The organism is Croceibacterium sp. TMG7-5b_MA50 (assembly GCF_039830145.1).
Lineage (GTDB): Bacteria > Pseudomonadota > Alphaproteobacteria > Sphingomonadales > Sphingomonadaceae > Croceibacterium.
In genome coordinates, this window is sequence record NZ_CP156082.1 from 1,978,860 (window position 1) to 1,991,253 (window position 12,394).

Here is a 12,394-nt window from a genome sequence, read left to right on the forward strand (position 1 = left end):
TGCGCATGTTAATGGCCGAAGGCGGGTGAAACATCCCGTCATACGGGGGCGCGCAGATGGACGGTTTGGATACACGACACGGGTGGAGCCGGCGGCAGATGGGCGCGCTCGCGCTGGGCAGCGGCATGGCGGCCATGTTGGCGCCCTCCGCCGGGCTGGCACAGGCCGGCCCTACCGAAACCGCCCCGCAGCCGGCCGAACCCACCCGGCTGGTCAGCGCGGGCGAGACGCTGAGGCCGGAGATCGTGGGTCAGTTCGGCATTGTCGCCGCCGGGCGGCATTATGCGTGCGCGGCGGGCATGCGGCTGCTGATGGCCGGCGGCAACGCAACGGATGCGGGCGTCGCCGCCGTGTTTGCCGCCGCCGTGACCGAGATCAGCCATTTCGGCTTCGGCGGGGAAGCGCCGACGATGATCTTCGATACCGCCACCAACCGCGCCGTCGCCATCAGCGGCCAGGGCACTGCGCCCGCGCTCGCCACGCCGGACCGCTTCGCCGCCGCCGGGATCATCCCCGGCAATGGCCCGGATGCCGGCACCGTGCCGGCCGTGGTCGATGCCATGGCGCTGGCGCTGGAGGTGAACGGCACAAAATCGCTGGCGGAGGTCATGCAACCGGCGATCGAGTTGGCCGACGGCTTTGTCATGTACAACTTCCTGGCGGAGGTGTTCGCCAGCCAGCAGCGGGCGACATCCCGCTTCGCCGATGCCTACCGCACCTACTACCCCCAGGGTAAGCTGCCGGTGGTGGGGGAGCTGTTCCGCCAGCCCAGTCTGGCGCGAACGCTGCGCACCATCGCACAGGCGGACGCGGCGGTGCTGGCGCAGGGCGGCGACCGGCTGGCGGCGATCCGTGCCGGGCGCGACGCCTTCTATACCGGCGACATCGCCCGCCGGATTGGTGCTGCGGTGGAACGGGATGGCGGGGCGATGCGCTATGCCGACCTTGCCAGCTATCGCGGCAAGGTGGAGGAACCGCTGCGCGCATCCGTCTTCGGGCACGAAGTGCTGAAATGCGGCTGGTGGAGCCAAGGGCCGGCCTTGCTGATGGCGCTGAACATCGCGGAGGCGGCCGGCATCGCGCAGATGGAGCCGGGCAGCGCGCGCTACCTCCACACGCTGGCCGAGGCCATCAAGCTGGCATTCGACGATCGCAACGCCTTCTTCGGCGATCCCGACTTCGTGGCCGTGCCGGGCGATGCGCTGCTGTCCAAGGATTATGCCCGCGCCCGCGCGGCCCAGATCGGCCCGCGCGCCTCCGTCGCGCATCGCTATGGCGATCCGTGGGCGATTGAGGGCGGCACGCGGCCGGTGGCCTTCGTGCCGCGCCGGCTGACCCCGCCCGCCGGTCCCACCGCCGATACCACGGCGATCGAGGTCGTCGATGCGGCGGGCAACCTGTTCAGTTGCACACCCAGTTCCGGCTGGCTGCTGGGCGGCGCCTACATCGCCGGTGATACAGGCGTGCCGCTGAGCAATCGCATGACGATCTTCGACCTCGATCCTACCAGCCCCAACGTTCTGGCCCCCGGCAAGCGGCCGCGCACCACCTTGTCGCCCACGCTGGTGCTGAAGGACGGCAAGCCGCATCTGGCGATCGGCACGCCAGGCGGGGACAACCAGGACCAGCAGATCGCCAACGTCCTGCTGCGGACCATGGCATACGGCCAGCCGCTGCAAGCCGCGATCGAGGCGCCGCGGATCAATTCCAACCATTTCCACGGCTCCTTCGGCGCAAAGGTCGACGCACCGGGAGAGCTGGAGATCGAGGATCGCGTGCCGGCGGAGGTGCGGCAGGAGCTGACCGCGATGGGACACAAGCTGGATGTGCTTGGCCCCTATGGCGTCAGCACCGGGATCGTCGCGGCGGGCGTGGCGCCGGGCATGACTACCCTGCGCGGCGGTGCGGACGTGCGGCGCGAACGCTACGTCTTCGGATGGTGACGCTCACGGCATGACAAGGCGCAGCACGGTGGGTTCGCTGATGTCCTCCCGCGCGAGATCGCGGTTGGGCGGCAAGGTGGCCCAAGCGATGGCGATGCCCGATCCGTCCTCCACCGTGTTGAGCACGTTACCCGGTGGCACGGCGATGCTGCCAGCAAGCCGCGTGGCAAGGCGCGTGCCCGGCCGCTCCTCGATCCGCGCCAGCGTCGCGGCGTCCAGCACCAAGTCGATCGGCTGCCCGTCCCGCGCCACCGATACCAGCACCCGGTCAGTCCCTTCAGGCTTCGCGCCCGTGACGAACAGCCGGCTGTCGAGCGAGCCACCGCCGCCGAAATCCCAGCGGAAGCCCTGCCAGTCGCTCACCTGCGCGTGTCGCCACCCACCCGGCTCGCGCCGGGCAAGAAAGATCTGCGTGTCGCCGGCCGCGTCGAATTTGTGGTAGGTGATGGTTACCCGGCCCGCCGGGTCGAAGCCCACCACCGTGTTGTTGTTGATCATGCCCCCGCCCACCGGCACGGGATCGACGATTTCTGCGTCCGCCAGCCGGATCGGCAGGCGCAGCGGCGTACCATCCGACCGCTCCCACCGGATGAGATCGCGGCTGCGGGCATATGATAGGTCATGGTTGGTGGCCGCGTCCGGCGTCTCGCGCCAGACCCAGGCCAGATGGAACCAGCCGCCCGGGCCCAGCGTCGGCCCCACGAAATAGGCGTTGCGCTGCCCCTCCCCATCCACCAGCGGCGTGGCGAGCAGCGGCTGCCAGTTACCGGTCGCTGGGTCGTAGCGATTGTATATCTCGTTCCCGTTGCCGCTGCCACCGTCGCGGTACTTGAAGATCAGCCGGCCATCGGCGTCGCGCAGGAACACCGGATAGGTCATCCGGCGCTCCAGCCCGGCATCGGCCATCACCGCCACCCGGTGCAGCGTGCGCACATCGCCCCCATCGTTGGTGCGGTAATAGACAAGCGGATCGTTGTGCATGTTGGCGATGACATGCACCACGCCCGCCGCATCCACGGCCATCGCAATGGCATTGTGACTGTCCCAGCCGGTCCAGCTGTCGACCTTGTGATAGGTCCAGTACGATCCGTCACGCGGTCGCCGGGCAACGGTCAGCTGGCGATTGGCATCGTAATAGGCGACGAGGATCGCCCGGTCGGTTACGGCAAGGGCGAACGGCACATAATGCGCCGACCAGACCCGATCGATCGCCTCCATCCCGCTTGGCGGCGCGGCGGCGCCAGCCAGTGCGACCATCGCGGCAATGGCCAGCAGCGCGCGGCCCGCCCGCTTCACGGCAGTTCGGCGACCGCCCTGGCCGCCAGCAGGAACGCGCCTACGCCGTAATATTGCGTGTCGCTGGCCGCGACCTTGTCCGGACGGTCGCTGACCTGCTGCACCCAGCCGAGGCTGCCATCGGGCTGGATCGCGCTGGTCAGCGCGGCCCAGCCCCTGTCGACCACCGGCCGGTATTCCGCCGCATCCAGCAGGCCCGCCTTGATGCCCCACGCCATGCCATAGGTGTAGAAGCCGGTTCCGCTCGACTCCGGTGGCGAGTCCTCCGGCGCCAGCAGCGACGGCGCCCAGTATCCGTCCGTCTTCTGCAGGTCGCGCAGCCGGGCGGCCATTTTCTTGAACAGCGCCTCCATCCGCGTCCGGTCGGCGCTGCCTTCGGGCAGCAGCGGGATCATCCGCGCCATGCCGGCGAACACCCAGCCATTCCCGCGGCTCCAGAACTGCTTGCGCCCCTTTCCGTCACGCCGGTCGGAGAAGCGGCTGTCGCGGTAGAACAGGTGCTCCACCGGATCGTACAGGAAGTCGGTGGTCGCCCACCATTCGGCCGTGGCGTAATCGCGGTAGCGCGCATCGCCCGTCTGCCGGGTGAGTTCCGCAAAGGCAGGCGGCGCCATGAACAGCGCGTCGCACCAGCACCAGCGGACCAGGCACTCCGTCGCGCCATAGCCTTCCGGCGGCACCACGAAGGCGAGCGTTGAGACGGGCGGGTTGTCCAGCACATGGTCGAACGCCCGCTGCGTGGGCGCGCGTGCCGCGGCACCGGCGCCGTTCTCCGCCGCCCACAGGTAGGCCTGCGTGATCACATGATCGTCTGCGAAGAAGGGCCGTTCCCCCGGCTGCCAATCATTGCGTCCGCCCATCGCCATGATCGCCTCCGCAATGTGCGGCGGTGCGCCGTCCATCTCCGCCAGCGCGGTCATGCCGACCCAGAACACGCCCTGCTCCCACGCCCGCGGGTTGCGCGTCTCGCTGGTGGCGGCGCCGATATGCGCGGCGTCGAGGCGGGCAAGCTGCCAATCCGCCATGCGCACGGCTGCGGCGCGGATCGCGGCGGGATCGCGCAGGGTCGCCTCCGTCGCAGGTGCCTGTGCCAGCGCCGGCGAAGCCGGGGCGGCCATTGCCAGAACGAACGCCAGTGCATGTCGCCAGTGCCGCAAACCGCCCATCCCGCTTCTCCCAGTACCCGCCAGCCGATCATGCAGCTGCCTTGGCAGGTATGATAAATGGTCGTACCCGGTGGACAAGGACAAAGAAGACAAGGGGACCAGCGATGATGGGCACATACCGGTACCGGCTGATTTGTACGACCAGTGCTCTCGCCGCGGCGCTGGCCGGCACGCTGCCCGTATCCGCACAGGACCAGACCCGTGTCGCCGCCGTGCAGGTCGATCCCGGCCGTCCTGATTGGGAGAACCCGGCGATCAATTACCAGGGCCGCGAACCGGCACGCGCCAGCGGCTTCCCGTTCGAAAGCCGTGCGGCGGCACTGGACGGCGATCCGGCCTCTTCCGCCCGCTACCTATCGCTGAACGGCACCTGGCAGTTCCACTTCGCGCCCAACACGACCGACCTGCCGCAGGGGTTCGAACAGCCGGAATACGACCCCGCGGGCTGGAGCGAGATCGCCGTTCCGGCCAATTGGCAGGCGGCAGGCTTCGGCCGGGCACGCTACAACAACATCCTGTACCCCTTCCCGGCGAACCGCCCGCTGGTGCCGCATGACGACAACGAGGTGGGATCGTACCGCCGCACCTTCACCGTACCGGCGGGCTGGGACGGCAGCCACGTGATCCTGCATATCGGCGCGGCGGGCTCCGCCTACACCGTCTGGGTCAACGGGCAGCGCGTCGGCTATGCCGAGGATTCCAAGCTGCCGAGCGAGTTCGACATCACCCCTCACCTGCGCGCCGGCGAAAACGTCGTCGCCATGCAGGTGATCCGCTGGTCCGACGGCTCTTACCTGGAGGATCAGGATTTCTGGCGCGTGTCGGGGATCGAGCGGGACGTGTACCTTTACGCCGCGCCGCCCACCCGCATCCGCGACGTGTTCGTCCATGCGGGCCTCGACGCCGGCTACACCGATGGCGTCCTATCGGCCGAGCTGGCGGTGACGCCTGGTGCAGCCACGCGGGCGCGGTACGTGCTGCTGGACGGGGAGCGAGTGGTCGCAGAGGGGCAGGTGCGAGTGCCTGCAGGCGAGGAGGAGCGGCGGGTCACGCTGACCGGCGCAATTCCCGCGGTGCGCCGGTGGACGGCGGAAACGCCGAACCTCTACCGGTTGGTGGTCGAGTTGACCGATGCGCGCAGCCGCGTGCTGCAATCGACGCCGATGGACATCGGCTTCCGCAGCGTCGAGATCAAGGACGGCCTCGTCAGCGTGAACGGTCGCCCAATCACCATCCGCGGCGTGAACCGTCACGACCACGATCCGGAGACGTTCCACGTCATCAGCCGCGAATCCATGGAACGGGACATCCGCCTGATGAAGCAGGCGAACATCAACGCGATCCGCACCAGCCACTATCCCAACGATCCGTACCTGTACGAATTGGCGGACCGGTACGGCCTCTACGTCATGGACGAGGGCAATATCGAGAGCCACGAATATATGGACACCGGCAACAAGCAGCCGGAGAAGCGGGCCTATTACCAGATCGGCTTCGACCCCGCCTGGCGCGACGCGCATGTGGACCGGGTGATGAACATGGTGGAGCGGGACAAGAACCACCCGTCCATCATCTTCTGGTCGCTCGGCAACGAATCCGGCATCGGCCCCACCTTCTCCGACGCGGCGCTGAGCGTGAAGGCGCGCGATCCGGGGCGGCTGGTCAGCTATCTTGGCTGGGGCACGTGGGACGGGATCAGCGATCACCGGCCCAACTGGTACGCGGACATCTACGCGCCGATGTACGACCCGGCGGTGAAGATGGCGGACTACGCCACCAACTGGGATTACCGCCAGCCGATGATCCAGTGCGAATACCTGCATGTGCAGGGCAATTCAGGCGGCAACGTCAAGGAATATTGGGATACAATCCATGCCCATCCGCACAAGTTGCAGGGTGGTTTCGTCTGGGACTGGGTCGATCAGTCGGTGTACCGCTACACGCCCGACGGCCGCCGCTACTGGGGCGACGGCAGTTCCTTCGGTGCGCAGCCGCGTGACGTGATCGAGTTCGGTGACGGCATGATCCAGTCGGATCGCACGCCCAATCCGCATTTCTTCGAGGTGCAGAAGGTCTACGCCCCCGTGCAATTCGAAGGGTTCGATCCGGCGAGCCTCACTGTCACTGTCGTGAACCGGCACGATTTCGTCGGCACTGCGGGTTACGATTTCGGCTGGCATGTGCTGGAGGACGGCGTCGCCGTAGCGCAGGGCACGCTGCCCGTGGAGAACATCGCCGCGCGCAGCAGCACGGCGGTACCGCTCAATCTGCAGGGCTTCACCCCGCGCGCCGGGGCCGAGTATTTTGTGACGGTAATGGCGCGCGCGCGCGAAGGTACTATCCCCGGCGTCACTGCCGGCCAGGTGATCGGCTGGGAACAGTTCGCACTGGCGGACGCGCAGGTCACGCCCACACTGCCGGCCGGCGGGTCGGGCCGGGTCACGCTGGCGGAGCGGAGCGGCACGCTGCGCCTTTCGGCTGCGGGGATGGAGCTGGCGATCGACCGGGCGGGCGGTCTCGTCACCAGCTACAGCCAGAACGGGCAGCTGCTGCTGACCGGCGGCGCGCCGCATTTCACCCGCGCACTGACCGACAACGACCTCGGCGTCGGCGGCACGCGGCGCGACCCGCCGTGGCGCAAAGCCAGCGAAAGCCGTGTGGTGGAGGCGGTCGAAACCGGGCAGCTTCTTGATGGCCGGCGGACCATCACCGTCCGGCACCTGACCGGCGGCGATGTGGCGCGGGTGCAGACCCGCTACGCCATGGCGGCAGACGGGCAAGTCGAGGTGACCGCCACGGTCACCCCGTTGCGCGACGATCTGGGCGATCCGCTACGTATTGGCATGGCTTTCACCACGCCCGCCTACCAGACTGTGCAGTGGTATGGTCGCGGACCGCACGAAAGCTATGCCGACCGTAAGACTTCCGCCCCGATCGGCTTGTGGCGCGGTGCGCTGGCGGAGCAGCACCACGACTACATCCGCCCGCAGGAAACCGGCAACAAGACCGATGTCCGCTGGCTTGAACTGGTGCGCGGGGGCGCGGGCGGGGGCCTGCGCGTGACCGGCGCACAACCGCTGTCGATCAATGCGCTGGCCTTCCCCTATGCCGACCTCGACCGGGCGAAGCCCGGCACCCGCCGCAGCACCGACATCGTTCCCGGCGATACCGGCACGCTGCTGGTGGACGCGGCACAGTCCGGCGTCGGCGGCGACACCGCATGGAGCGATTTCGGCCGCCCGCTGCCGCAGTATCGCATCAACGTCGCGCCGGTGACCTACAGCTTCACGCTGTCGCCGGTGGACGGGCAGGGCCAGGCGAACGGCGCCCGCCCGGCCAGCGCAACTGGATCGGTGCCGATCGACTGACCCTCAGGTGGCGGACCAGCCGCCGCCGAGCGCACGGAACAGGTCGATCTGCGCGGTGGAGACCAGGGCATCCTGCGCCGCCAGCGCGGCGCGGGTTTCCGCCAGCGTGCGTTCCGCATCCAGCCGTTCTAGCGAGTTGATGCGGCCTTCCCGCTGCTGCGCGCGCACGATGGTGGCGGCGCGTTCGGCCTGCAACGTCGCCAACTGCAACGCGCTCCGCCGCTCCAGCGCGCCGGCGTAGGTGGCGAGCGCGGTCTCCGTTTCCTGCAGGGCGGTCAGCACCGTCCCGTCGAAGGCGGCGAGGCGCCCTTGCGTGTCCGCTTCCGCCGCGTCGATCCGGGCGCGCACGGCCTCGTTGTTCGGGAACGTCCAGCTCAGCAGCGGGCCGAGCAGCCAGCGGAACGGCCCGCCGGTGAAGAAATCACCAATGTCGGTGCCGGTGGAACCGACCCCCGCCGCCAGCGAGATGCGCGGGTAGAGGTCGGCCGTCGCCACGCCGATGCGCGCGGTGTCCGCCGCCACTCGCCGCTCCGCCGCGCGTATATCCGGTCGGCGGGCGAGCAATTGCGCCCCGTCGCCCACCGGCAGCGGTTGCGTGATCTCCAGCACCAGGGAGCGTTCGCCAGCGACCGCCGGCAGTTCGGCCGGCGCCCGCCCGGTCAGCGTGGCGAGGCGGAACAGCGCACCCGCGCGTGCCGCCTCCAGCGCCGGGATCTCCGCCACGCGCTGTTCGCGCAAGGTGGCGATGCGCGACACGGCTAGGCCGGTCTCGAATCCTTCGTCATACCGGCGCTGCGTCAGGCCGAGAGACTGGTCGAGCAACGCGACGATATCCTGCGCCACGGCGATCCGCGCGGCGAAACCGGCCGCATCGGCGTAGGCGCGGGTGGTTTCTGCAACCACCATCACCCGCACCGCGTCGGCATCGGCATCCGCCGCGGCGAGGTCGGCGCGTGCCGCCTCCACATTGCGGCTGACGCGGCCGAACAGGTCGACCTCGTACGAGACGTCGAGCCCGCCATCGATCCGCCACTGCTCCCGATAGAAGCCGGGCAGAGTCTGGATCTGCGGCACCCGGTTGTAGGTCGCGCCCGCGCCCACCTGTGTCTGCGGCAGGCGGTCCGCACCCACGCCGCGCAAAGCGGCACGGGCACGGGCGATGCGCGCCACCGCCTGTCTGATGTCGGTGTTGGCGGCCAATGCGTCGGCCACCAGGCCGTCCAGCACAGGGTCGTCATACATCCGCCACCAGTCCGCCGGCAGCGGCTCGGGCGTGAAGTTCACGTTGTCGGCGGCGATGAACGGGCCGGACTCCACCGCGCGGGGGGTGGATGCGGTGTAGTCCGGCCCCACGGCGCAGCCCGACAGGGCAAGCGCGGTGACGGCGAGAAGCGAGTTGCGGATCATGACGGCACCTATTCGGCAGGCTGCAGCAACGGGTCGCTGCCGGTGTTGGGCTTGCGGCGCATGGCGGCGAGGTGATCGCCCAGCGCGCGGCTGACGACATAGAAGGTCGGCGTGAAGAACAGGCCGAAGCCGGTGACGCCAAGCATGCCGAAGCACACCGCCGTCCCCAGCGCCTGCCGCAGTTCCGCCCCCGCGCCGGTCGCGGTCACCAGCGGCACCGCACCCAGGATGAAGGCGAAACTGGTCATCAGGATGGGGCGCAGCCGGGTGATCGCCGCCTCCACCGCAGCCTCGACCGGGGTCATCCCGTTTTCCTCGCCCTGCCGCGCGAACTCCACGATCAGGATCGCGTTCTTGGCGGCGAGCGCGATCAGCACGACCAGGCCGATCTGCGTCAGCACATTGTTGTCCATGCCGCGCAGGTTCACGCCGATCATCGCCGCGAGCAGGCACATCGGCACGATCAGGATGATCGCCAGCGGCATCACCAGGCTCTCGTACTGCGCCGCCAGCACCAGGAAGACGAGCAGCACGGCCAGCGCGAACACCACCGCCGCGGTGTTCCCGGCAAAGCGCTGCTGATAGGCGATGCCCGTCCATTCATAGTCGTAGCCACCGGTCAGCGTCGCATCGGCAACCCCCTCCATAGTGGCGAGCGACTGCCCGCTGGAATAACCGGGCGCGGTGTCGCCATCGACGGCGACGGCCGGTGCCAGGTTGTAGCGGGTGACGCGGTACGGCCCGGTCGTGTCGCTGAGGTTCGCGACCGATCCCAGCGGCACCATGGCCCCGTTGTCGCTGCGGGTCTGCAGCTGCGCCACGTCGCTCGCGCTATCGCGGAACGGCGCGTCGGCCTGCGCCGTCACGCGGAACGTGCGGCCGAGCAGGTTGAAGTCGTTCACGAAGGACGACCCCAGATACACGCTCAGCGTCTCGAACACGCGGGCCGGCGACACGCCCAGGATCTGGGCCTTATCACGGTCGATGTCGGCGCGCACGCGCGGGGTGGCGGTGTTGAAGAAGGTGTAGACGCCGGCCATCCCTTCCTGCTGGTTGGCCTGCGCGATCACGGCATTGGCCATCTTCTCCAGCTCCCGGTAACCGGCGCCGTTACGGTCCTGCACCATCATGCGGAAACCCCCGGCGGAGCCGATGCCGCGGATGATCGGCGGCTTTACCACCATCAGCCGGGCACCCTGGATGTCGGCGGTGGCCTTCATCGCCTCGCCCATCAGCGCATCGACCGTCTGCCCCTTGGCGGCGCGCTCCTCGAAATCGTCAAGCACCCAGTAGGCCGCGGCGGAGCTGGCGCTCTGCGTCTCGGACGTGCCGTCGAAACCGGACAGCATGACCGTATTGCTGATGCCGGGGATCTTCAGCATGCGCCCGGCGATGTCCTTCATCACGGCATCGGTGCGGCTGGTGGCGGAACCCGGCGGCAACTGGATCACAGTCAGGAAGTAACCCTGATCCTGCTGCGGGACGAAGCCGGTGGGTGTCGCCGACAGGGCGAAGCCGGTCAGGCCGATCAGCACCACATAGGTCGCCATCACCCGGCGTGGCATGGCGACCAGCCGCGCGGTCCACCGACCATAGGCGGCGCTGAACCGGTCAAAACCGCGGTTGAAGCCATCGCCCGCACGCTCGATCCATTGCTGCCAGCGCGGGGCACTGGCAGGCAGGTGGCGATGCGGACGCAGCAGCAGGGCCGACAGCGCGGGCGACAGGGTCAGCGACACCACCAGCGAGATGATCGTCGCGGCCGAGATGGTGACGGCGAACTGCTGGTAGAACGCGCCCGACAGGCCGCCGATGAACAGCGTCGGCACGAACACCGCGCACAGCACCAGCACGATAGCGATCAGCGCGGCGCCGACCTCGTCCATCGACCGGCGCGCCGCCTCCAACGGGGACATGCCTTCCGCCAGGTTGCGCTCCACATTCTCGACCACCACGATCGCGTCATCGACCACGATCCCGATCGCCAGCACCAGCCCGAACAGCGACAGGTTGTTCAGCGAATATCCGAGCATCGCCAGCACCGCGAAGGTGCCGATAAGGGAGACCGGAATGGCCAGCACGGGGATCACCGATGCGCGCCATTTCTGCAGGAAGACGATGATGACCAGCACCACCAGCACCACCGCCTCAATCAGCGTGTGAACCACGGCATCAACGGATTCCTGGATGAACTCCGTCGGGTTGTAGACGATGCGATATTCCAGGCCCGCCGGGAAGTCGGCGGCGATCTCCTCCATTTCGGCCTGCACTTCTTCGGCACTGGCCAGCGCGTTGCTGCCCGGCTGTTGCAGGACGGGGATGATGACCGAATCGCCGTTACCCAGATAGGCGCTAGTGCTGTAATCCTGCGCCCCCAGTTCCACGCGGGCGACGTCGCGCACACGGACCTGGCGCCCCTCCGCATCGGTGCGGATCACGACATTGCCGAACTGCGCGGGATCGGTGAAGCGGCCCTGCGTCTCCACGTTCAGCTGGAATGCGGCGCCGGGGCTCGGCGACTGGCCGATCTGGCCGGCGGCGACCTGCACGTTCTGCGCCCGCAGCGCCTCCACGATGTCGCCGGCGGCGAGGCCGAGACCGGCGGCACGGCCGGGATCGATCCACACCCGCATGGCTAGCTCGCGCTGGCCGAACAGCTGCACGTCGCCCACCCCTTCAATCCGGGCGAGCCGGTCGCGGATGCGCGTCTGGGCGTAGTTCGACATGTAGGCCCGGTCGAGCGACCCGTCGGGAGAGACGAGGTTCACCAGCAGCAGGAAGTCGGGCGTGGTCTTGCGGGTCACGATGCCCAGCCGCTGCACCTCTTCCGGCAGGCGCGGCGTGGCGATGGCCACGCGGTTCTGCACCAGCACCTGCGCCTCGTCGAGGTCGGTGCCCTGCTGGAAGGTGACGGTGATCGTGGTGCGCCCGTCACCTGTCGATTCGCTCGACAGGTAGAGCATGCCGTCGACGCCGTTGATCTCCTGCTCGATCGGGTTGGCGACGGTCTCCGCCACCGTTTCGGCCGACGCGCCCGGATAGGTGGCGGTCACCTGCACGGTGGGTGGCACCACCTCCGGATACTGGCTGACCGGCAGGAAGAAGTAGCTGATGGCACCCACCAGCGTGATGATGACAGCGACCACGGCCGCGAAGATCGGCCGGTCGATGAAGAAGCGGGACAGGCGCATGGGAAAGGTCCTGGATTCGCGCG

The 12,394-nt window shown here is 68.5% G+C and carries 6 protein-coding genes; 2 read left to right on the forward strand and 4 right to left on the reverse strand.

What is annotated here, in order from left to right; translation table 11 throughout:
* The first annotated feature begins 56 nt into the window (after positions 1–56).
* Positions 57–1,943 (forward strand): gamma-glutamyltransferase, encoded by a 1,887-nt coding sequence (locus tag V5740_RS09410; protein ID WP_347302228.1) that lies wholly within the window; start codon positions 57–59, stop codon positions 1,941–1,943.
* Positions 1,944–1,946: 3 nt separating this feature from the next.
* On the opposite strand, the gene V5740_RS09415 is transcribed toward V5740_RS09410, so the two are convergent.
* Together V5740_RS09415 and V5740_RS09420 are read right to left on the reverse strand one after the other, a co-directional pair.
* On the reverse strand, positions 1,947–3,239 hold the full coding sequence (locus V5740_RS09415) for a BNR repeat-containing protein (protein ID WP_347302229.1): 1,293 nt from the start codon (positions 3,237–3,239) through the stop codon (positions 1,947–1,949).
* The gene (locus V5740_RS09420; protein WP_347302230.1) at positions 3,236–4,357 is read right to left on the reverse strand and encodes a glycoside hydrolase family 88 protein; all 1,122 of its coding nucleotides are present in this window, start codon (positions 4,355–4,357) and stop codon (positions 3,236–3,238) included. The genes V5740_RS09415 and V5740_RS09420 overlap by 4 nt, the downstream gene beginning before the upstream one ends.
* A gap of 152 nt (positions 4,358–4,509) precedes the next feature.
* On the opposite strand from V5740_RS09420, the gene V5740_RS09425 reads away from it, so the two are divergent.
* The gene (locus V5740_RS09425) at positions 4,510–7,773 is read left to right on the forward strand and encodes a glycoside hydrolase family 2 TIM barrel-domain containing protein (RefSeq protein ID WP_347302231.1); all 3,264 of its coding nucleotides are present in this window, start codon (positions 4,510–4,512) and stop codon (positions 7,771–7,773) included.
* Positions 7,774–7,776: 3 nt separating this feature from the next.
* Here the strand turns inward: V5740_RS09425 and V5740_RS09430 are convergent, their stop codons facing one another.
* Entirely contained in the window at positions 7,777–9,180 is a 1,404-nt protein-coding gene (locus V5740_RS09430) for an efflux transporter outer membrane subunit (RefSeq protein ID WP_347302232.1), read from the reverse strand.
* 8 nt (positions 9,181–9,188) lie between these two features.
* Positions 9,189–12,371 carry a multidrug efflux RND transporter permease subunit gene (locus V5740_RS09435; RefSeq protein ID WP_347302233.1) on the reverse strand — a complete coding sequence of 1,061 codons (3,183 nt, stop codon included), beginning with the start codon at positions 12,369–12,371 and terminating at the stop codon, positions 9,189–9,191.
* Between the last annotated feature and the right edge of the window lie 23 nt (positions 12,372–12,394).

Coding starts and splice junctions, on each gene's coding strand:
- V5740_RS09410 (WP_347302228.1), top strand. CDS start 57: ATGGACGGTTTGGATACACGACACGGGTGGAGCCGGCGGCAGATGGGC.
- V5740_RS09420 (WP_347302230.1), bottom strand. CDS start 4,357: ATGGCCGCCCCGGCTTCGCCGGCGCTGGCACAGGCACCTGCGACGGAG.
- V5740_RS09425 (WP_347302231.1), top strand. CDS start 4,510: ATGATGGGCACATACCGGTACCGGCTGATTTGTACGACCAGTGCTCTC.
- V5740_RS09430 (WP_347302232.1), bottom strand. CDS start 9,180: ATGATCCGCAACTCGCTTCTCGCCGTCACCGCGCTTGCCCTGTCGGGC.
- V5740_RS09435 (WP_347302233.1), bottom strand. CDS start 12,371: ATGCGCCTGTCCCGCTTCTTCATCGACCGGCCGATCTTCGCGGCCGTG.